Source organism: Cohnella sp. GCM10027633, assembly GCF_042675445.1.
Lineage (GTDB): Bacteria > Bacillota > Bacilli > Paenibacillales > Paenibacillaceae > Cohnella.
Genome location: NZ_JBHTGV010000005.1, coordinates 1 through 20,211, shown reverse-complemented (window position 1 = coordinate 20,211; position 20,211 = coordinate 1). Strand labels below are relative to the sequence as shown.

The window sequence follows — 20,211 nt, the reverse complement described above, 5'->3', positions numbered from 1 at the left end:
TCGGAAAGTAGGACGATCATGGGACGCAAGTGGAACAATATCAAGGAAAAGAAAGCGTCGAAGGACGCCAACACGAGCCGCGTATACGCCAAGTTCGGCATCGAGATCTACGTCGCGGCCAAGAAGGGCGAGCCGAATCCGGAGTCGAACCAATCGCTGCGATTCGTTCTCGAACGCGCCAAGACGTACAACGTGCCGAAGGCGATCATCGACCGCGCCATCGAGAAGGCGAAAGGCAGCGGAGACGAGATGTATTCCGAGCTTCGTTACGAAGGCTTCGGGCCAAACGGATCGATGATCATCGTGGACGCGCTCACCAATAACGTGAACCGCACCGCGGCCGACGTGCGCTCCACGTTCAACAAGAACGGCGGCAACATGGGCGTCGGCGGCTCCGTCGCTTACATGTTCGACTCGACGGCCATCTTCGGCATCGCGGAAAAGTCCGCGGACGAAATCATGGAGCTGCTGCTGGAAGCGGACGCGGACGTGCGCGACGTCGTCGACGAAGACAACGAAGCGATCGTCTACGCGGACGCGGACCAATTCCATGCCGTGCAGGAAGCGCTCAAGCAAGGCGGCATTACCGAGTTCACGACGGCGGAGATCGTCATGCTTCCGCAGACGTACGTTACGCTGCCGGCGGACGGACAAGCCCAGTTCGAGAAGCTGATCGACTTGTTGGAGGACAACGAAGACGTCCAACGGGTGTTCCATAACGTCGAGTTCGAAGATTGAACGGAGCTGAATACGCACGAACCCCGCGCCTAGGCGCGGGGTTTTCGTTATTATTCGCAGCGGATTCGTATAACTTGATCAACGAGGAAACCCGTTCCCGATGCCCGGGTAATCCGGATACCGCTGTTGCGGCGCGCTCGGCTGCGCATAACCCGGATACGGCACGGGACCGCCGCCCGGCTGAGGTTGCGGCGGTTGGCCCTGCGGCTGGCCCTCGTGAGGGGCATGGCGCTGGTTCTTCTGGCAATCGGCCGGCGGACCGATCGTCACGGTGCTCTTGATCGGCGCGAGCGCCTTCGCGATCAATGCTTCGTCGAGGCAATACGTATGGGCAAGCGTGTTGCGCGGCACGAGCCTGAGGAAGTCCGACACGGCGATGAATTCCGGAACCGGCGCGTCGAAGATCGCCAGCAGGTGCGTATCGTCCACCGTCGCGATTTCCCAGTGGAACCAACCCTGCGGGATGTTGGCGACTTGGCCCGGCACGATGTTGACGTTAATCACCGTCTTCGTGAACGGATTAAGAATCGATACGGTCGCCGCGCCGGCGATGCAATAGACGAGCTCCGACGCGTTCTGGTGAACGTGCGGCTCGACGACGTTGGCCCTGGATAGATAGATATCCAGCAACGAGACATTGCCCAGCGTGTTCAGCTGTTGCACGCCGAGCGCGTTAATGTAATTCCGATTGTCCTTCGTGAACGATCGGTTGTTCCGCAGATCGAAGAAATATTGTACGCTAGGAGAAGTGAAATCCATATAAGAAACCGCCATTTCGCTCTTTCCTCCCCGGGTGTGGATTCGTCTGTACTATGCGTATTCCCCCGGAAGCGGAAATATGGATGGCAAGCTCGTCAAAATTCTTCTTCGTTCGGAGGACTCGACCATGTTCGGCAACAAACCCCAACAGCCAAGCCCGGAATCCTCGCCGCAGCGCGAAGTGCCCGTCTATACCGTGCATACGATGCCGAGAAGCTACGAATTGCTGTGCACCGTGTTCGCGGGCAAGGTGAACACCGCCTATCCGAGCAACGTCCTGCAGAAGCTCGGCGCCGCCGGCGGCGCCATTCCGGAATGCGACGCCGTCATCGGCCTCGTCATTGCTCCGATCGCCGCGAACGGTCAGCTCGTGCACGCGTACGGCACGGCGATACGCTATACGGATCGCGACGGCAGTCCGGCGATCTGATCCTGCGCCCATCGCCATGTAACGCAACAACGCCCGCGAGTTCAAGATTCGCGGGCGTTGCGCTGCATTATGGCATTAATTGAATGACGGCCGCCCCGTATGACGGCACTTCCCCGATAATGGCGCGCCGCTCGTTCACACTGAACGACGTCCCGCCGAACAGTCCTTGGACGGACAGGACGGCGAACCCTTCCGGCGCTTGCAGCTCCAATCGCTGGGCGACCGGGCTGTTGTTCAGGATGACGCCCAATGTCTCGTCCTCGTCGTAGCGGATGTAGCCGAACGTGTTCTTCGCGTCGTCCGCGAACCAGACGCGCAGGTCGCCCGCGCTAAGCGCCCGGTGCTCCTTACGCAGCGCGATCAATCGCTGGCAGTATTCGCGCAGCGAGACGTCCTGCCGGCTCTCGTCCCATTCCATCGGCTTACGGCATCCCGGATCGTGCGCGCCGTCCATGCCGACCTCGTCGCCGTAATAGAGCATCGGCATGCCCACGTACGTGAACAGGAACGCCATCGCCAGCCGCAGCCGATCCTTCTCCCGCTTCTCGTTCCAGCCCCACTCGCTTCGCCCGCACGCTGTCAGGAAGCGCTCGGTGTCATGGCTGCCGAGCAGATTGAACATGCACCGGTTCGCCCGGTCCGTATATTGCATGCGAATCGACTCGAACCGGCCGACGAACGCCCTCGCGCCGATCATCTGCACGGCGAAGAACTCTACTATCGCGTCCCGCAGCGGATAGTTCATGACCCCGTCGAACATGTCGCCGCGAAGCCACGGCGCCGAATGGTGCATGATCTCCCCGACGAGCAACAGCTCGCCGTCGATGCCCTTGATCTCGTCGCGCAGCTCTCGCCAGAACGAATGATCGACCTCGTTCGCGACGTCGAGCCGCCAGCCGTCGATGCCGTAGCGCTCCACCCAGTGGCGGGCGAAGTCCAGCATGTACCGGCGAGCTTCCGGATTGGCGCAGTTCAGCTTCGGCATCGTGACCTCCGACCCGAACGTCGCGTAGTTCGGGACGGGCCGCTGGACGACCGGGTAATCCCGGACGAAGAACCAATCCTTGTAAGGGGACGCTTCTCCGTTCGCCATCACGTCCCGGAAAGCGAAGAACCCGTCGCCGGAATGGTTGAACACCGCGTCCAGCATCACCTTCATTCCGAGCGCGTGCGCGGCGTCGACGAGCCGCTTCACGTCCTCCGCCGTGCCGAACGCCGGATCGATCTCGTAATAGTCGTCGATATTGTACTTATGATTCGAAGGAGAGCGGAACAACGGCGTCATATAGACGAGATTGACGCCAAGCTCCCGCAAGTACGGCAGCTTCTCGATAATGCCCTGCAAGTCTCCGCCGTAGCGGGACTGCGGCGTCGGCGATGCCTGGGAATCCCATGGCTCGGCTCCGGGCGGATCGTTGCCGGCATCCCCGTTGCGGAACCGTTCGGGGAAGATCTCGTACACGATGGCGTCGTCCGCCCACGTCGGATATGCCCCCTCCCAGGAGGCCCCGATGAACGGACAATGGAAGTAGCCGGCAAGCTTCCGGTCCTCCGATACGCCGTTCTCGCCGATCCATGCCCGCTCGCCGTCTCGGCCCTCGAGTAAGAACGCGTAGCGAATGCGCTGCGTATCCGCGCGCAACACGCCTTCGTAATAATCGTGCGCCTCCGTCGACGCGACCTTCGTCAGCCGCTCGGCCTTCTCCGAGCCCGGCGGCGTATAGCGATCGGCGTGGAGGACGTAAGCCTTCTCGACGTCCCCGCGTTTCGACCGGATGCGAACCTTCGCCTCCGTCTCGCCGATCGGGAACAGATACGGTACGTCGTTAATATGATGGATCGCTTCTTTTAACATATCGGTTCCATACTCCTTATGCAGCTTTAGAATAGGCTCATTACCCTTTGGAAGCGCCCGCCGTCAACCCGTCGATGAGGAACTTCTGCAGCCAGATGAAGAGCAGCAGTACCGGAACGGAGAGCAGTACCGCCCCCGCCGCGAAGAACGTGAAGTCCGTCGACGTCTGCTGGTTCACGATGCCGTACAAGCCGACCGCGAGCGTCTCTTGATCGGTCGTCCGCAGAATGAGCCGGGCGAAGATGAAGTCGATCCAAGCCCCGTTGAAGATGACCAAGCTGACGTACGTCAGCATCGGCTTCGAGAGCGGAATCATCACCTTCGTGAACGTCTTCCAGTGCGACGCCCCGTCGATGCGCGCCGCTTCCTCCAGGCTTCGCGGCACCGTATCGTAGAACCCTTTTGCCACGAAAACGTTGTTGATGAAAGCGCCCGAGCTATACACCAGGATCAGCGCCCAATGCGTATTCAGCAGATCGAATTGCGCCAGCAGCACGTAGATGGCGATCATCGACATGAAGCTCGGGAACATGTTGAGTACGAGCATGGCGGTCAGACCGAACTGCCGGCCGACGAACCGGAACCGCGACATGGCGTAAGAGCCGAGCAGCGTCAGGAACGTCCCTAGAATCGTCGACAGGATCGCCACCTTCAGCGTGTTCCCGTACCAGCGGACATAGGGATACTTCACGCTCGAGAACAAGTCGCGGTAATGCTCCCACGTGAACGACCGCGGGATGAGCGTCTCGCTATACAAGCCGTTGCCCGACTTCAAGGACGACATGACGATCCATAGCGCGGGATAGACGATCGATAAGGTCATGAGGCTCAAGATGACGTAAGTGAATCCCAGTCTTAGCTTCATTGGATGAGGTCCTCCTCCTTGAACGATCGGGTATTCCGGTAGTACAGCACGGACACCGTCGCGATCACGAGGAAGATCATGATGCTGAGCACCGACGCGAAGTTAAACTGGCTGTTCGTAAGCGTCAACTTATAGATCCACGTGACGAGCAGGTCCGTCCCGCCCGCATACATGAGATCCGGTTGTATCGGGTTGCCGTTCGTCAGCAGGAAGATAACGTTGAAGTTATTGAAGTTAAACGCGAATTGCATGATCAGGATCGGCGCCGTGGCGAATAGCAGCAGCGGCAGCGTGATGTGCCGGAACATGTAGGCGCGGCTCGCGCCGTCCACTTCCGCCGCCTCGTACAGATCTCGCGGAATCGTCGTCAGCACCCCGGATACGAGAATCATGATCAGAGGGAAGCCGAGCCACAGATTGACCCCGATAATGGTAATCCTGGCCCATAGCAAGTCGTTCAACCAAGGAACGGCGCCGAGGCCGATCATCTCCAAGTACTGGTTGATCGGTCCGAATTGTTCGTTGAACATGTTGCGGAACACGAGCAGCGACACCAAGCTCGGAATCGCGAACGGCACGACCATGAAGGTCCGCCACAATCTCTTGAAGCGAACTCCCCGTTGTTGGATCATGATGGCGACCATCGTTCCGAGACCGTACGTCGTGAGCGTCGCCGCGACCGACCAGAGCAGCGTCCATAGCGCGACCGAGACGAGCGTTCCGCTCCAGCTCGACATGCGCAGCAGGTTGCCGAACGTGTCGAATCCAATCCAATGAACGAGATTCGCGGGAGGCAGATTGGGTGCCGCGTAATCGGTGAACGCCACCAGGACGCTGAACAGGATAGGCATGACGGTCAGCAGAATCGCGGCCGTAACGGGCACCGCCAGGATCATTAGCGGGAATCGCCGTTCCGCGACGCGTCGCAGCGTGACCGAGAACGAATACGGCGCGATGCCGGCTTCCCGCAGCTTCGCCGTCGCCCATGCGTCCCGCACGTTCATGGCGTACAGCGACGCCAGCAGCAGGACGAAGATCAGCGCGATCAGCCCCTGCACGAGCAGTTGGATCGAATGGTCGCCGTCCACGAATTGATAGGTCTTCCCGACCTTGACCATCTCTCTCGGCGCGTCTCCGAGAGTAATCATGCCCGCGACGTCCCGGGCCAGCCTCTCGACGATCCACCATGCGCCGCCGATTCCGATCGCGAAGAGCAGCAGCCCTTTCAGCCATTGCCGGTTATACCACTGGCCCAGCCCCATGAACGCGGCGGACAACGCCGCGGCCGCCCAAGTCTTGTTGCGCATTCGAATGTTCCGCTCCTCTCTCCGAAGGCACCCGGCGGGCGCCGGATGCCTAAGGGGCCGACCTTATTGGCCGACGGTCTCGTTAAGCTGCTTGATGGACTCAACCGCCTTGTCCATCGTCTCCTTGACGTCCTTCTTACTATCCCAGATCGATGCGAATGCCGCGTCCGTCGGCGCCCACATGTTGTTGATCTGCGGAATCGACGGCATCGGGATCGAATTCTTGAATTGCTCGACGAACCCGCTGATGATCGGATCGTCCTTGATCTTGGATTCGTTGTTCGCTTCCTTGTTCGCCGGAATGATATGCGCCATCTCGAAGTCCTTCATTTGCACTTCTTTGGTTATCAGGAACCTCGCGAGCAGCTTCGCCGCTTTCGGATACTTCGTGTAGGAGTTAACGTAGAACGAGCGAACGCCGGCCATGGAGATCGACTTCTTCCCGCCCGGCAGATCCGGAAGCGGAGCGACTCCCAGGTTCACCTTGCCTTGGTAGCTGCCGACCGACCACGGACCGTCGATCGTCATCGCCAGCTTGCCCGTGGAGAACAGCTCGGTCTGGATATCGAACTTCATGTCCGTCGTCTTGATCGGTACGATGTCGTACAGGCTCTGATAGAACTTCATGCCCTCGATCGCGCCCTCGTTGTTAATCCCGATATCGCTCGGATCCGTGCCGTCTTTACCGAAAACATAGCCCCCGTAAGGCTGCATGAACATATTGTTGAAGTACAGATTGTGCAACCATGCGATCGCGTACTTCTTGTTCGCGGGATCGTTGTACGTCTTCGCGAACGCGATGACTTCCTCCCACGTCTTCGGCGCTTCCGCGATCAGGTCTTTGTTATACAAGAGCGCGTACGTCTCGATCGTCTCCGGATAGCCGTACAGAATACCGTTGTACGTGCTTGCCTGAACCGCCGTCTCGAGCGCGTTCGCCCTCGTCTCTTCTTCGAACAGATCGTTAGGCATGATCAAGTTGGCCGAAGCCGCTTGCGCGAGCTTATCGTGCGGCATCATGAGCACGTCGCCGGCGACGCCTGCAGGTCCGTCCGTCTCGAGCTTGCCGAGCTGGTCCGGCGCGTTCACGTCCTCGATCTTAACCGGCACGCCGTAGGTCGCCGTGTAGAGCGGGAGCACCGCCTCGATGAACGTCTTCTCCGTCTTGTCTACCCAGATTTTCAGCTCCGCGCCGGATTCCGGCTTCACTTCTTCGTCCGTTGCAGCGCTTTCATTGCTCGCCGAAGCCGATTCCGTAGCGCCTTGCGTCTGTTCCGCGCTCTCCGTAGGTTGCGATCCTTCCGAGGAGTCGTTCGAATTGCCGCATGCCGCCGCGCTCATCGCCAACATCGCGAGAATGATCGCGTAACTTAATTTTTTTGCCATAATCCTGTTGAACCCGCCTCTCGTTATCGTTTATAATTCGTTTAGGGAACCGGTTTCCTAAATCAACGGTAACATAGGATTTTTAGGAAATCAATAACTTTTTTATATAAATTTGCTATTATAACTATGTTATAATGAGGTTCAAAGCGAGGTTTAACGATGAAAGTAACGATCAACGATATCGCCCGCGCAGCTAACGTGGCGAAGTCGACCGTGTCGAAGGTGCTCAACGACGCGCCGACGATTCCGGAAGAGACGAAGCGCAGAGTGCGCGCGATCATGAAGGAATTGAACTACACGCCGAGCAGCATCGCAACGCAGCTTGCGCGCCAGAGCAGCTTCGCGATCGGGTTCATCATGGACGTCGACCATAAGGACGACTTCCTGAATCCGTTCGTGTATAGCATGGTCGGCGGCGCGGAGAGCGTCGTCTGCAAGCAAGGCTACGAGATGACGATCTCCAACGTCAGCAGCCGCGACGACGACGACTTCATCGCCAGGTACGTGCAGAGCAAGAAGCTGGACGGCATGCTGCTGCATACGACCGTCCTGACGAAGCGCAGGGCCGAACAATTGAATGAGCTGAATTTTCCGTACGTCGTCGTCGGTCAACCGAAGGAAGACGTCGACGTGACGTTCGTCGACATCGACAACCATCTGGGAGGTCGGATGGCGGCTTCTCACCTGCTCGAGCAAGGGTATGGGCGAATCGCGTTCATCGGCGGCGTTCCGGGCGAAGCGATCTCCCACAACCGCTTGCTAGGCTACCGGAGCGTCATGGAATCGCTGAACGCCTCGAACGACGATCTATACGTGCGCCTCGGCAGCGCCGACGAAGAATCCGGCCGCCGGCACATGCTGGCGCTGCTGGAGCTGCCGGAGCCTCCGGACGCGGTCATCTGCGTGAACAACTACGTGGCCTTCGGCGCGCTTCAAGCGGCCTCGGAGCGCAAGCTGTCTATTCCCCGCGACCTCGGCATCGTCGCCTTCGATAATTATCCGCTCGCTCCGTTCACGACGCCGTCGCTGACGGCGATCGACAACGACACGTTCGACTTGGGCGTGCTCGCCTCGCGGGTGCTGTTCGAGAAGATCGGACAAGCGCCCGTCCAGAGCAGCTACAAGCTCGAGCCGAGGCTGATCTCGCGCGATTCGACACGCCGGCAAGACGCTCGGCAACCGGAATGAAACTTATCCAATAACTGACTTTGCATTTCTCCGCGGCTGTGCTATAATCAATTTCGTTCGCTGCTTTCGGGCGATCAACGGGACGTAGCTCAGCTTGGTAGAGCACCTGGTTTGGGACCAGGGGGTCGCATGTTCGAATCGTGTCGTCCCGACCACCATACGCAACCGATCACGGCATACCTGCCGTGATTTTTTTATGTTCGCGGAACCCGAGGAAGCAAGAAAAACCCCTCGCCGAATGGCGAGGGGTTCCGTATTTTCCGTATTACCGCGTATTAGAGCGATTCGTCTAAGCCAACGCCGCCCATCAGGCTGCCCAGATCGCCGAATGCTTCCTCGAAAGGAATCACTTCGCTCGCGTCAGGCTCCCCGACTTCGAATTTGACTTCTTCGTTGACGTCGGACAGTTGAGACACGACTTTGATCGCGAAGCTGCCCGAGTCGCCGTCTACGTCGAATGCGGCTTTGAGCGTCGCATCGGTGTACACGGGGTAATCTTTCTTATCGATGCCGATGTTGGAGACGATGTTCAGCGACTTCAGCTGTTCTTTCATCTCCGCCAAGCCGGCGTCGAGCTCGCTCGTGTCCGCTTCTTTCAGCGCGTCCTTGGCAGCCGTAATCTCTTCGGCCGTCAAGCCCGCGACTTCGCGGTACTTGTCGTTGCTCTCGAGCAGATCCAATACTTCCGGAGCGATCTTCTCGATGATCGTCTTCAGAAGCGGTTCGATCTGGGACTTCTCGACATGCGCTTGAACGACTTGCTTCACGTCGACGTCGTCTGGTATGCCGGCGTCCTTCGCCTTGACGTTGGACAGGTAATCGTCCGCTTCGATATGCTTGAATACGATATCGACCAAGTCTTTCACGAAGTCTTGGGACAGCGCCGGATCGATGGTCGGAATCTCTTGGCCGGCTTGTTCCGCGAGCTGGTCCATATCAAGCTCCAGGTACTTGCCTACGAGCTCTTCCGGAATCGGAAGCATAGCGGCGTTCGGCACCTTCACCCACAGCTTCTTCTCCGACACGATGATCGGAATGGTGAAGTTGATGGCCATATCGCCTTTCAGCTCGAGCTTCAGGATGACTTCCGCGAGCATTGGATCTTTCTTATACGCGCCCGTCCAGGACAGCTCCGCGTTCTTGAACATGTTCATCGTCATCGTGTCGTCTTCGGTCATCTCCGCGAGCGCGAGATCGAACTCTTCGAACTTCATGTTTCCTTTGAACGTATAGGAGTTCAGTTCGCTCGACGTCGTCAACGAAGCTTGCAGCGCGTCTTTCGGCGACTTATCTTTGGAATTGCATCCGCTCAGCACGAGCGCGATCGCCAGCAGCATCGCGACGAGCCCGAAGCCGTATTTTCTCTTTAACATTAGGACGTTCCCCTCTCCACCTAACCTTATTAATGCAACAGAACTAATTCTATCTCAATTCCGCAGGAGCGAAAAGACTTTCTGTGTTAAATTTTCGATAAAGCCGGCAATTCCCATATCTAATTCCTAATGAATGTCTTTCTTCTTGAAGCGTCCGCCCTTCACGTCGTGGATGTTGCCGACGGCCAAGAAAGCGACCGGATCCAGTTCCGTGACGATCGACTTCAGCTTCGCTTCTTCCAGACGGGTAATGACGCAGAAGATGACTTTCTTCTGATCCCCCGTATAACCGCCTTCGCCGTGCAGCAGCGTGACGCCTCTGCCGAGACGGTCAACGATAGCGTCGCCGATCTCCCTGTAATTATCGCTAATGATCCAACAAGACTTGGACTCGTTCAACCCTTCGATCGTCAGATCGATCACCTTGAAGGCGATATAGTAAGCGATCAACGAGTACATCGCGCGGTCCCACGAATAGACGAAGCCGGCGGTTGCGAGGATGAAGAAGTTGATGAACATAACCGTCTCGCCCACCGAGAAGGGAGACTTCTTGCTGAATAGAATCGCGACGATCTCCGTGCCGTCGAGCGATCCGCCTGCCCTGATGACGATACCCGTGCCCGCGCCGAGGAAGATGCCTCCGAATACGGCAGCCAGGAAGATCTCGTCCGTAAAAGCAGGGACCGGGTGCAACAGCGTCGTGGCGATCGAGAGGACGATAACGCCGAGCAGCGTCGATAATGCGAAAGTCTTGCCGATGGTACGATAACCGAGAATCAAGAAGGGAAGGTTGAGGACGGTTAGGAAGATCCCGATCGGGATTCCGGATAAGTGCGAGGACATGATGGATAGACCCGTAATGCCTCCGTCAATGACCTGATTCGGAACAAGGAAAATTTCAAGCGCGACTCCGACGAGCGTAGCCCCTAGAATGATTAATAATATCCGGCGCGCAAGCTCTAGCGGCGATAGCTTGTGGTGGTGAATCTGCTTCGTCTTTGTAGGCGGTCGTGGCGGTACGGGTAACGTCTGATCAGTCATCGGTATTTCCTCCTTCGGAATAATTATGTATCGCTTTATTATACCAATCGGTTTATAATCCCGACAACAAAAAGTCCCGGTTAATTTCACCGGGAACTCGGATTTATCGGCTTAACCTTGCGGGTTATGATGACTTACATGGTTGCGGTTCTTCACTTTCTTCGATCCCGATAGCGGTTCGTTCGGAAAAGGATTGTTCGTTACGTCGGGCGCGTTGTGCTGTTGCCCCGGCTGATTGACGGCTTGAGATTTCGGCTTGCTCATGCGGCTATGTCCGCCTCCTTAGCTTTTCGGATGCGCGAGATCGACGGGTTCGTCGTGGTTAAGCGCGGCTTGGTGCCTGCGATCGTTCTTGTCCTGCTGCAATTGCTGGGCATGGTGCGCGTTCACCGGATCGTTCTCCAATTGCTCGGCGACGTTGCTTAAGTTCTTATCGGCGAAGCCGTTCGCGTTAGACACTGCCGGTTCCCTCCTTAATGATGGGTATAATGATGCAACGCTTGCGCCGTCTCGTGCAGATGGCGCCGATAGTCGGCGATGAGTTGCTGCGGGATATCTCCCCGCTCGTCGATCGTCTGGCCATCTCTTTCGACGTCGGTGAGCTGGATGTCGATCTCCCGGCTGTCGATGTAGCGGACGGCGAAGTCGAATTCCATCATCTGATGGCCGGCCGTTCGGATTTGGACTCTGAGCCCGTTCGGATCCGCTTCGTCCGACATCACTTCCGCTTTGTCGCCGTTCGTCAACCGCTCGGGGAGCGTTTCCTGCCACGCGCGCACAAGATCTTCCTGCGGGACGTTCAATTCGTCGTTGCTTGCCATGATAAGCACCTCCACCTTGTTAGGTTGACCACATGGGGTGAAGTTATGCGGCGTTCGAACGCGTTCAATGAGAAAGCCAAACGTGCCAGGATCCGCGCCGCCGAATCGAAACAACCCCGCTTCGGATGTCCATCCGGACACACAGTACCTTATCTAACCGAAAACCCGCGTCTAATCGAAATTGGCGGACACAGCAGCCGCTATTCTTGATCAAATGCAGTATTAGGAGTGTCGAATTCCGAATAAAGGTCGCTGTGTCCGCAACCACGGCGTTAATCGGGAGTTTTTGTAAAATAGCGTCCCGTGTGTCCGCTAATAAAACCGTTGGTGGCGGAGAGAGTGGGATCGAGTCCCGGACCTACGGACATGCCCCCCGGGCATCTCCGCTTAACGGTCGTTCGAATCCCACTCGCCATTGAGCAAAAAACCGATTCCTTTTCAGGAATCGGTTCGTTTTTTTCGCAATGGCGGAGAGAGTGGGATTCGAGTCCCGGGGCCTACGAACATGCCCCCGGCATGTTCGCTTTACGGCCCGTTCGAATCCCACACACCACCAACAAAAAACCGATTCCCTCTCGGGAATCGGCTTCGTTTTTTGTTGGTGGCGGAGAGAGTGGGATTCGAACCCACGTGGGCTTGCACCCTAACGGTTTTCAAGACCGCCCCGTTATGACCGCTTCGGTATCTCTCCACGATGGCAGCGGACGTCCGCCTTGCGGCGACGTCGGCTTACTGCCACGTAATCATATCACAAGCCCCGTTCGTTGTTCAACCCTTGCGCGGCGACAGGTATTGGATACCGCCCATATACGGACGCAGCGCTTCCGGCACTTCGACGGTGCCGTCGGCTTGCTGATAGTTCTCAAGAATCGCAGCGACCGTCCGTCCGAGCGCCAAGCCCGAGCCGTTCAGCGTATGCACGATTTCCGGTTTCGCGCCGCTCTCAGGCCGGTAACGGATTGCCGCGCGGCGAGCTTGGAAGTCCTCGAAATTCGTGCAGGACGAGATTTCGCGGTACGTGCCCGCGCTCGGCAGCCATACTTCGATGTCGTACGTCTTGGCGGAACCGAAGCCCATGTCGCCCGTGCACAGCGCGAGTACGCGGTACGGAAGTCCGAGCAGCTGAAGCACCTTCTCGGCATGGTTCGTCAATTGCTCGAGCACTTCGTACGATTCTTCCGGCTTCACGAGCTGGACAAGCTCGACCTTATTGAATTGATGCTGGCGAATTAATCCGCGCGTATCGCGCCCGGACGCGCCGGCTTCGGAACGGAAGCAACCGCTGAAGGCGACGAAACGCTTCGGCAGCGATTCCGCGGACAGGATCTCGTCGCGGTGGATATTCGTCACCGGTACTTCCGCCGTCGGAATGAGGAAATAGTCCGTACCTTCCAGCTTGAACAGATCCTCCTCGAACTTCGGAAGCTGACCCGTACCGACGAGGCTGTCGCGGTTCACGATATATGGCGGCAGCACTTCCTCGTAGCCATGCTGATCGGCGTGCAGATCCATCATGAAGTTGATGAGCGCCCGCTCGAGACGCGCGCCAAGACCCTTATAGAACACGAACCGGGAGCCCGTTACTTTCGCTGCGGCTTCAAAATCGAGAATACCGAGATCGTGGCCGATATCGAAGTGCGCCTTCGGATCGAATTCGAACGAGCGCGGCTCGCCGTTCTTGCGGACGACGACGTTATCGTCTTCCGATGCGCCTACCGGCACGCTCTCGTGCGGGACGTTCGGGATCGATAGCAGCAACGCGTCAAGCTGGACATCGATCTCTCGCACTTCTTCGTCCAATTGCTTGATGCGATCGCCGACTTCCTTCATCTCCGCGATCAGCTCGTCGGCGTTGCCGCCGCTCTTCTTCAATTTGGCGACCTCTTGCGATACGACATTCCGGCGGTTCTTCAGTTGGTCGCTCTCCGTCTGCTTCTCTCGGCGGCTGCCGTCGAGCTTCGGGAATTCCGCGATCAGCTCTAGGGAAGCTTGGCGGTTGCGAAGCGCCTGCTCCACTTTATCGTAGTTGTTGCGCAGCAATTTGACATCTAACATGAACGTTAACCCCTTTTGTCGCCCGCCGCTTGACGAGCCATATCGATGAAATACGAATGGAGTCGGTAATCGTCCGTCAGCTCGGGATGATACGACGACGCCAGCAGATTCCCTTGCCTTGCCGTTACGATCTCGCCGTTATACACGGAGAGCACGTCGACGCGCTTGCCGACTTCCTTGATGAGGGGCGCCCGGATGAATACCGCGCGGAGCTTCTCGTCGATTCCTTTCACGTCGAGATCGGTCTCGAAGCTCTCCCGTTGCCGGCCGAACGCGTTGCGCGCGACCGTCATGTCCATCAAGCGCAGATGCGGTTCTTCCGCTCCTTCGAGTCGTTCCGCGAGCACGATTAATCCCGCGCACGTTCCGAATACCGCCTTGCCGTCTTCCAGCGCGAACGCGCGAATCGCGTCGATGAAGTCGTACTTGCGCATCAGCTTGCCGATCGTCGTGCTCTCGCCCCCGGGAATGATCAGCCCGTCGATGTCGGCCAGCTGCTCCGTTCTCTTAATGGCTACGCCCTGTCCGCCCGCCAATTCGATGCTTCGAATATGCTCCGCGACTGCTCCCTGCAGCGCCAATACGCCGATGTTCATCCCGTATTCCTTCTCCCTAATCTCAAACGGCTTCCTTCGGCCTAATTAGCCGAGTGGAAGCCGCTCGATGATATTCGTGTTGCTTGTCCGGCTAACCGGACGACGTCGTCCCTCGGCTTACAGGCCGCGATCTTGCATCCGGTCGGCAGCGTGCAGCTTGGAGATATCGATACCTTTCATCGGTTCGCCGAGATCCTTGGATACGCGGGCGATAAGCTCGTAGTCCGTATAGTGCGTCGTCGCTTCGACGATCGCGCGAGCGAACTTCTCCGGGCTGTCCGATTTGAAAATACCGGAACCGACGAATACGCCGTCAGCGCCAAGGTGCATCATAAGCGCCGCGTCCGATGGCGTAGCGATGCCGCCGGCTGCGAAGTTAACAACCGGCAGACGGCCCGTCTCGTGAATGTTCAAGAGCAAGTCGTAAGGTACGCCAAGAACTTTAGCTTCGTTGTACAGCTCGTCCTTCGACAGGTTCTGTACTTTGCGAATTTGTCCGTTGATGAGTCGCATATGGCGAACGGCTTCTACGATGTTGCCCGTTCCCGGCTCGCCCTTCGTGCGGAGCATCGAAGCGCCTTCTTGAATACGGCGCAACGCTTCGCCCAGGTCCTTCGCGCCGCAGACGAACGGAATCGTGAAGAGGGATTTGTCGATATGATACACTTCGTCCGCAGGCGTGAGCACTTCGCTCTCGTCGATGTAGTCGACACCGAGCGATTCCAGTACTTTCGCTTCTACGTAGTGGCCGATCCGAGCTTTCGCCATTACGGGAATGCTCACGACCTTCATGACTTGCTCGACCAATTCGGGGTTCGCCATGCGGGCAACCCCGCCGGCCGCGCGAATGTCGGACGGTACGCGTTCCAATGCCATAACGGCGGTAGCGCCCGCCGCTTCGGCGATTTTAGCTTGCTCGGCGCTCATGACGTCCATGATTACGCCGCCTTTTTGCATCTCGGCCATACCGCGTTTAACTCTTGAAGTACCCGTTTCCATGTTTCCATGCCTCCCAAAGATTCTAACCATTAATTTTACATGAAGTGTGCTTAATATACAACCATTTCACTCGGAATCAAGCGGTCTGGTATCCGGTTAGAACAGGTTTACGATCCCCTTGAACAAGCTGGAGAAGAAGTCTCCGATCGCGCGGAATAACGACTGCCACCAGCCCGCCTTCTTGACGTCTTCCGCGGCGATCAGGTCGATCGTTACGGTCTCTTCTTCCAGCGTCGAAGGGTCTTTGTACTTGTAAGTGACCGTTCCGACCTTAGCGCCCGTCTCGATCGGGGCCTTAAGCGGATCCTCGTTCGGCTTCGCTTCCACGAGCTCCGGCGCCGTCTTCGAGTTCTTCGGCGCGAGCAGCGTTACGTCCGTCGCGGTCACGACGGCCACGGTCTTCGACTTGCCCTTCTTGACTTTGAACGTCTCGAAGCCCGGCACGGTCGCTTTCGCCTCGAGAATGGTCTGCTTCTCGAAGCCGTTGAAGCCGTAATCGAACATCTTGGCCGTCTCGATGAACCGATAGCCTTGCTCGGTCGTTCCCGGGACGCCCATGACGACCGAGATGAGACGAGTGCCGTTGACGAGCGCGGTACCGACGAAGCACTTGCCCGCGGAATCCGTGTTGCCCGTTTTCAGTCCGTCAACACCTGTATAAGCGAACTTCTTGAAGTTAGCATTCGACTTATTGCCTTCGAGCATCCAGTTCCAGTTGATCATCGGATCCTTGTCGCGTTCGCGGAACTTCAAGCTCGGAATGCGGGACGTCTCGAGAATCTCCGGGAATTCGTTAATAATCGTATAAGCGAGCGTCGCCGTATCGCGCGCGGACATAACCGTCTCGTCCTTCGTCGCCGGGCGGTAACCATCCGGCATCATGTAGAGTTCAAGGCCGGTCGCGTTCACGTAATGCGTGTTGTTCATGCCGAGCTGCTTCGCCGTATCGTTCATCAACTCGACGAAGTTCGCTTCGGAACCCGAGATCGCTTCGCCCAATTGGACCGCCGCGTCGTTGGCCGAATAGATCGCCATCGCCTGGTACAGCTGCTTGACGGTGTACTTCTCGCCCGTACTGAGCAGAATCAAGCTGCCGCGGCGATCTTGCTTCGCGGCGTTGTCGCCGATGACGATCTCCTGATCCCAAGACAGCTTGCCTTCCTTGACGGCCTTATTGACCAAGTACTCCGTCATGACCTTGGCCATGCTCGCCGGCGGTCTAGCTTCATCGGCGTTGTATTGATAGAGCACTTGCCCGGTCGCCGCATCGAGCAGGATGGCGGCCTTGGCTCTCAGTTGCACCGCGCCGGTCGTAAGAGAATCGGTCGCTTCGTCCGCCGATGCGATCGACGCTCCCGCGGTAAGTACGTATAAGAATAAGAAGGAGGACAGTACGCTATAGGCAACGAACCGTTTCAATGATTTAGAGGCGAGTCCTGACAATAGATGATAGCGATTCAACGCGTTCTCTCCTTTTTCGATAACATTCTCGTTCAGCAGCCTTTATTGTAACACACCTATTCCGAAAGAAAAAAGCCGCAAGCCCTAATGTTTAGAGCTTGCGGCTTCCAATATTTAGACGTAATGCCCTATCGAATTACAGCGAGTAGTTCGGTGCTTCCTTCGTGATTTGAACGTCGTGCGGATGGCTCTCGCGCAAGCCCGCGCCCGTGATGCGAACGAACACGGTGTCGTTCTTCAGCTCGTCGATCGATGCCGTGCCGCAATAGCCCATACCGGAACGGAGGCCGCCGAGAAGCTGATGAATCGTGTCTTTGAGCGGTCCTTTGTATGCAACTCGGCCCTCGATGCCTTCCGGAACGAGCTTGCTCTCGTTCTCTTGGAAGTAACGGTCCTTGCTGCCTTCCTTCATCGCGCCGATGGAGCCCATGCCGCGGTAGGACTTGTATCTGCGGCCTTGGTAGATCTCCGATTCGCCAGGGCTCTCTTCCGTACCGGCGAACAAGCTTCCGAGCATGACGCAGCTTGCGCCCGCCGCGATCGCCTTGGTTACTTCGCCCGAATACTTGATACCGCCGTCGGCAATGATCGGGATGTTGTATTCGCGAGCGACCGTCGCGCAATCGTAGATCGCCGTAATCTGAGGTACGCCGATACCCGCGATAATACGCGTCGTGCAGATCGAGCCCGGTCCGATGCCGACTTTGACGACAGATGCGCCCGCCTCGATCAGATCGCGAGTCGCTTCGCCCGTAGCCACGTTGCCTGCGATGATCGTAAGCTCCGGATACTTGTCGCGAAGCTTGCGAACCATCGACACGATGTCGATGTGATGACCGTGCGCCGAGTCGACGACCAATACGTCGATGCTGGAACGAACGAGCGCTTCCGCGCGCTCGAACGTATCCTTGGACACGCCTACCGCCGCTCCGACGAGCAGACGACCGTGGCTGTCCTTAGCCGCGTTCGGGAACTGGATCGCTTTCTCGATATCTTTGATCGTAATAAGTCCTTTAAGCGTGTTCGTCTCGTCCACCAAAGGAAGCTTCTCGATCTTATGCTTCTGAAGAATGCCTTCCGCTTGCTGCAACGTCGTGCCTACGGGAGCGGTAACGAGGTTCTCGTGCGTCATGACGTCCTTGATCTTAATGGAGAAGTCATGCACGAAGCGAAGGTCGCGGTTCGTCAGAATGCCGACCAGCTTCCCTTGATCGTTGCAGATCGGAACGCCGGAAATCCGGTATTTGCCCATCAGCTCTTCCGCGTCGTATACGTGATGCTCCGGCGTCAGCGAGAACGGATTCGTAATAACGCCGCTCTCCGAACGCTTCACGCGGTCGACTTCTTCCGCTTGCTGACTAATGGACATGTTCTTGTGAATAATGCCGATGCCGCCTTCGCGCGCAATCGCGATCGCCAAAGCCGATTCCGTGACCGTATCCATCCCCGCGCTGATCAACGGAATGTTAAGCTTCACCGAAGGGCTGAGTACCGTCGATACATCAACGTCCCGCGGAAGAATGGAAGATTTCCGTGGAACGAGCAGAACGTCGTCGAACGTCAGTCCTTCTTTGGCGAATTTATTTTGCCACACGTGCAATTACCCCCTGTACCGGATGCTTCCGGCGTTTAGTCTCCGATTGATTATCTGCAATCTTAGCAGAGGCACTAGTGACTGTCAAGCACAATCGGAAGGGTGGAAAACCGCGCCAATAAAGCGTTTTCGCCGCTTCGGCATTGCTTAGTCAGCGATCGAATTGCGGGTATCGGTTCGCCGAATTCCAGAGCAAGTAGGATGGATAGCCGGCCGCGCGCGATGCCGCGATCTGTTCCTTTACTTGCTGCAAGCCGTACCGTTGATGCGGATGCACCCAAGTCGCCGTGAAGCTCTGCAGCCATGGACGGACTTTCGCCGTATCGATTCCTTGGGCGTTCATCCGCTCATTCTGCCGAGTAATATCCTTAAGCGCGCGCGCGATAATCGGACTTGGCGTAAGGTCGGGATGCGCCACGCCCCATATCCCGTCGGCGTAATGGGACGGATAGATCATCGGCGAGACGACGTCGACTTCGCTCGCGATGCTCTTCCAGCTCTGGCCGATTCCCATATCGTCGGTGGACGAGCCGACGAGTCCGAATACGTCTGCCGATATGCGTGCTCCGGCCTTATGGGCTCTCACCGAGGCGCGATGGAGGAATTTGCGTATCGCTTCGCTCTTCGTCCACTTGTTCGGATTCGCGTATGCGACTTCCCGATCCACTCGCTTCTCGTTCTCAGGGAACCGCACGTAATCGAATTGGATCTCGTCAAATCCGATGCTCGCCGCATGCTCCGCCAGCTTCAACGGGTATTCCCATGCTTCTTGGCGATACGGATCGATCCAAGGGGAGCCCCCGCGATCTTGCCATACCCGGCCGTCCTTGCGCTTAATGCTCCATGAGGGAACGGCGCGAGCGAGCTCGGGATTCTTGAACGTAATGATTCGCGCGATCGTGTAGATGCGATGCTGCTTCAGCTTCGCGATCAATTGCTTCATCTGCTTCGCGGACTTCGTGTTCGATATCGGGTAGGATGCGGCTCGCGGAGACTTCGGAAGCGCGGTCAACGCCATGCCGCTGTTAATATCGACGACCATCGCGTTCAATTCCGTCTGATCCACGAGCGCGATGAGTTCGTCCATGCGACGGCTGCGCGCGACATGCGAAGTGACGTAGATGCCGCGAACCGGCTCGCCGGGTTTACGCAAGCTCACTTTCTCCGCGTCTTCGGCTTTCCATACGTCATAAGTCGTCATTGAATTGCCGTTGGTGTTGGCGTCGGGGGACTTATGAATCGGCGCCGCTCCGGACTGTCCGGCCGGAGTCTTAGCGCCACCGGAAGAATCCGTATTCACCGGCATGCATCCGCTAATCGCCAACGACAACACTAACAGTATGGACAGGAACTTCCGAATGGAGGAACGACCGCGCATGATGTGCATGACAAGACACCTCCGCATTAAGAATGCCTTTAGTGTTTGCTCGGTCGCGCCTTGACGTGTAATGGAGTTAGTGGGAGGGCAGGTCGGATTTGCATGAAGTGGCTGCATTATGCAAAACAAAAAAACCGCCCCTAAGGACGGTTCACGAACTAATATAAGGCTTGCGCCTTGAAAACTGGATGCGAAACAAAGCGTTGGTGAAAGTTTGAAACATCCGTGGCCATCCGTGTCATTAGGATAAGCCCTCGACCGATTAGTACTCGTCAGCTGCACGCGTTGCCGCGCTTCCACCCCGAGCCTATCAACCTCGTGTTCTTCAAGGGGTCTTACGAATTGGGAAATCTCATCTTGAGGCA

General features: G+C 57.3%; 19 protein-coding genes, 2 tRNA genes and 1 rRNA gene. 4 read left to right on the top strand and 18 right to left on the bottom strand.

The window, feature by feature from the left end; translation table 11 throughout:
- Positions 1 to 18 precede the first annotated feature (18 nt).
- On the top strand, positions 19 to 738 hold the full coding sequence (locus tag ACFQZG_RS13730; RefSeq protein WP_378153381.1) for a YebC/PmpR family DNA-binding transcriptional regulator: 720 nt from the start codon (positions 19 to 21) through the stop codon (positions 736 to 738).
- Between the two features lie 78 nt (positions 739 to 816).
- Here ACFQZG_RS13730 and ACFQZG_RS13725 read toward each other — a convergent pair whose 3' ends face one another.
- A complete protein-coding gene (locus ACFQZG_RS13725) occupies positions 817 to 1,512 on the bottom strand; it encodes a cupin domain-containing protein (protein WP_378153380.1) in 696 nt (231 codons plus the stop codon).
- Between the two features lie 112 nt (positions 1,513 to 1,624).
- Here ACFQZG_RS13725 and ACFQZG_RS13720 point away from each other — a divergent pair, with 112 nt between their 5' ends.
- A complete protein-coding gene (locus tag ACFQZG_RS13720; protein WP_378153378.1) occupies positions 1,625 to 1,927 on the top strand; it encodes a hypothetical protein in 303 nt (100 codons plus the stop codon).
- A gap of 67 nt (positions 1,928 to 1,994) precedes the next feature.
- Here the strand turns inward: ACFQZG_RS13720 and ACFQZG_RS13715 are convergent, their stop codons facing one another.
- The 4 genes from ACFQZG_RS13715 to ACFQZG_RS13700 all read right to left on the bottom strand — a co-directional run bounded on the left by ACFQZG_RS13715 (position 1,995) and on the right by ACFQZG_RS13700 (position 7,340).
- Positions 1,995 to 3,782, bottom strand: coding sequence for an alpha-glycosidase (locus ACFQZG_RS13715; protein WP_378153377.1), 1,788 nt, complete (start codon positions 3,780 to 3,782; stop codon positions 1,995 to 1,997).
- Positions 3,783 to 3,822: 40 nt separating this feature from the next.
- Positions 3,823 to 4,647 (bottom strand): sugar ABC transporter permease, encoded by an 825-nt coding sequence (locus ACFQZG_RS13710; protein ID WP_378153375.1) that lies wholly within the window; start codon positions 4,645 to 4,647, stop codon positions 3,823 to 3,825.
- Positions 4,644 to 5,954: a carbohydrate ABC transporter permease gene (locus tag ACFQZG_RS13705; protein ID WP_378153373.1), complete on the bottom strand. Its 1,311-nt coding sequence runs from the start codon at positions 5,952 to 5,954 to the stop codon at positions 4,644 to 4,646. Before ACFQZG_RS13705 ends, ACFQZG_RS13710 begins: the two co-directional genes overlap by 4 nt.
- A gap of 63 nt (positions 5,955 to 6,017) precedes the next feature.
- Positions 6,018 to 7,340, bottom strand: a complete 1,323-nt coding sequence (locus ACFQZG_RS13700) for a sugar ABC transporter substrate-binding protein (RefSeq protein ID WP_378153371.1) — start codon at positions 7,338 to 7,340, stop codon at positions 6,018 to 6,020.
- 159 nt (positions 7,341 to 7,499) lie between these two features.
- Between ACFQZG_RS13700 and ACFQZG_RS13695 the strand changes: the two genes are divergently transcribed.
- Positions 7,500 to 8,528 carry a LacI family DNA-binding transcriptional regulator gene (locus ACFQZG_RS13695; protein ID WP_378153369.1) on the top strand — a complete coding sequence of 343 codons (1,029 nt, stop codon included), beginning with the start codon at positions 7,500 to 7,502 and terminating at the stop codon, positions 8,526 to 8,528.
- Positions 8,529 to 8,606: 78 nt separating this feature from the next.
- Positions 8,607 to 8,683, top strand: a tRNA-Pro gene (locus ACFQZG_RS13690).
- 120 nt (positions 8,684 to 8,803) lie between these two features.
- Here ACFQZG_RS13690 and ACFQZG_RS13685 read toward each other — a convergent pair.
- From ACFQZG_RS13685 to ACFQZG_RS13625, 13 genes are all read right to left on the bottom strand, one after another.
- On the bottom strand, positions 8,804 to 9,901 hold the full coding sequence (locus ACFQZG_RS13685; protein ID WP_378153367.1) for a hypothetical protein: 1,098 nt from the start codon (positions 9,899 to 9,901) through the stop codon (positions 8,804 to 8,806).
- Between the two features lie 126 nt (positions 9,902 to 10,027).
- Positions 10,028 to 10,942 carry a YitT family protein gene (locus ACFQZG_RS13680; RefSeq protein ID WP_378153365.1) on the bottom strand — a complete coding sequence of 305 codons (915 nt, stop codon included), beginning with the start codon at positions 10,940 to 10,942 and terminating at the stop codon, positions 10,028 to 10,030.
- 111 nt (positions 10,943 to 11,053) lie between these two features.
- A complete protein-coding gene (locus ACFQZG_RS13675; RefSeq protein WP_378153363.1) occupies positions 11,054 to 11,206 on the bottom strand; it encodes a small acid-soluble spore protein P in 153 nt (50 codons plus the stop codon).
- An 18-nt stretch (positions 11,207 to 11,224) separates the two neighbouring features.
- On the bottom strand, positions 11,225 to 11,401 hold the full coding sequence (locus ACFQZG_RS13670) for a hypothetical protein (protein ID WP_378153361.1): 177 nt from the start codon (positions 11,399 to 11,401) through the stop codon (positions 11,225 to 11,227).
- Positions 11,402 to 11,415: 14 nt separating this feature from the next.
- Positions 11,416 to 11,763, bottom strand: a complete 348-nt coding sequence (locus ACFQZG_RS13665; RefSeq protein ID WP_378153359.1) for a hypothetical protein — start codon at positions 11,761 to 11,763, stop codon at positions 11,416 to 11,418.
- A gap of 602 nt (positions 11,764 to 12,365) precedes the next feature.
- Positions 12,366 to 12,454, bottom strand: a tRNA-Ser gene (locus tag ACFQZG_RS13660).
- Between the two features lie 77 nt (positions 12,455 to 12,531).
- Positions 12,532 to 13,818 carry a serine--tRNA ligase gene (serS, locus tag ACFQZG_RS13655; protein WP_378153357.1) on the bottom strand — a complete coding sequence of 429 codons (1,287 nt, stop codon included), beginning with the start codon at positions 13,816 to 13,818 and terminating at the stop codon, positions 12,532 to 12,534.
- A gap of 5 nt (positions 13,819 to 13,823) precedes the next feature.
- Positions 13,824 to 14,414: a pyridoxal 5'-phosphate synthase glutaminase subunit PdxT gene (pdxT, locus tag ACFQZG_RS13650; RefSeq protein WP_378153355.1), complete on the bottom strand. Its 591-nt coding sequence runs from the start codon at positions 14,412 to 14,414 to the stop codon at positions 13,824 to 13,826.
- A gap of 117 nt (positions 14,415 to 14,531) precedes the next feature.
- On the bottom strand, positions 14,532 to 15,413 hold the full coding sequence (gene pdxS / locus ACFQZG_RS13645) for a pyridoxal 5'-phosphate synthase lyase subunit PdxS (protein ID WP_378153353.1): 882 nt from the start codon (positions 15,411 to 15,413) through the stop codon (positions 14,532 to 14,534).
- Positions 15,414 to 15,509: 96 nt separating this feature from the next.
- Positions 15,510 to 16,874, bottom strand: a complete 1,365-nt coding sequence (locus tag ACFQZG_RS13640; protein WP_378153351.1) for a D-alanyl-D-alanine carboxypeptidase family protein — start codon at positions 16,872 to 16,874, stop codon at positions 15,510 to 15,512.
- Between the two features lie 136 nt (positions 16,875 to 17,010).
- Entirely contained in the window at positions 17,011 to 18,468 is a 1,458-nt protein-coding gene (gene guaB, locus ACFQZG_RS13635) for an IMP dehydrogenase (RefSeq protein WP_378153349.1), read from the bottom strand.
- 151 nt (positions 18,469 to 18,619) lie between these two features.
- Positions 18,620 to 19,855 carry a putative glycoside hydrolase gene (locus tag ACFQZG_RS13630; RefSeq protein ID WP_378153347.1) on the bottom strand — a complete coding sequence of 412 codons (1,236 nt, stop codon included), beginning with the start codon at positions 19,853 to 19,855 and terminating at the stop codon, positions 18,620 to 18,622.
- A gap of 233 nt (positions 19,856 to 20,088) precedes the next feature.
- A 23S ribosomal RNA gene (locus ACFQZG_RS13625) occupies positions 20,089 to 20,211 on the bottom strand; the annotation flags it as partial.

Coding starts and splice junctions, on each gene's coding strand:
- ACFQZG_RS13730 (WP_378153381.1), top strand. CDS start 19: ATGGGACGCAAGTGGAACAATATCAAGGAAAAGAAAGCGTCGAAGGAC.
- ACFQZG_RS13725 (WP_378153380.1), bottom strand. CDS start 1,512: ATGGCGGTTTCTTATATGGATTTCACTTCTCCTAGCGTACAATATTTC.
- ACFQZG_RS13720 (WP_378153378.1), top strand. CDS start 1,625: ATGTTCGGCAACAAACCCCAACAGCCAAGCCCGGAATCCTCGCCGCAG.
- ACFQZG_RS13715 (WP_378153377.1), bottom strand. CDS start 3,782: ATGTTAAAAGAAGCGATCCATCATATTAACGACGTACCGTATCTGTTC.
- ACFQZG_RS13710 (WP_378153375.1), bottom strand. CDS start 4,647: ATGAAGCTAAGACTGGGATTCACTTACGTCATCTTGAGCCTCATGACC.
- ACFQZG_RS13705 (WP_378153373.1), bottom strand. CDS start 5,954: ATGCGCAACAAGACTTGGGCGGCCGCGGCGTTGTCCGCCGCGTTCATG.
- ACFQZG_RS13700 (WP_378153371.1), bottom strand. CDS start 7,340: ATGGCAAAAAAATTAAGTTACGCGATCATTCTCGCGATGTTGGCGATG.
- ACFQZG_RS13695 (WP_378153369.1), top strand. CDS start 7,500: ATGAAAGTAACGATCAACGATATCGCCCGCGCAGCTAACGTGGCGAAG.
- ACFQZG_RS13685 (WP_378153367.1), bottom strand. CDS start 9,901: ATGTTAAAGAGAAAATACGGCTTCGGGCTCGTCGCGATGCTGCTGGCG.
- ACFQZG_RS13680 (WP_378153365.1), bottom strand. CDS start 10,942: ATGACTGATCAGACGTTACCCGTACCGCCACGACCGCCTACAAAGACG.
- ACFQZG_RS13675 (WP_378153363.1), bottom strand. CDS start 11,206: ATGAGCAAGCCGAAATCTCAAGCCGTCAATCAGCCGGGGCAACAGCAC.
- ACFQZG_RS13665 (WP_378153359.1), bottom strand. CDS start 11,763: ATGGCAAGCAACGACGAATTGAACGTCCCGCAGGAAGATCTTGTGCGC.
- serS (WP_378153357.1), bottom strand. CDS start 13,818: ATGTTAGATGTCAAATTGCTGCGCAACAACTACGATAAAGTGGAGCAG.
- pdxT (WP_378153355.1), bottom strand. CDS start 14,414: ATGAACATCGGCGTATTGGCGCTGCAGGGAGCAGTCGCGGAGCATATT.
- pdxS (WP_378153353.1), bottom strand. CDS start 15,413: ATGGAAACGGGTACTTCAAGAGTTAAACGCGGTATGGCCGAGATGCAA.
- ACFQZG_RS13630 (WP_378153347.1), bottom strand. CDS start 19,855: ATGCACATCATGCGCGGTCGTTCCTCCATTCGGAAGTTCCTGTCCATA.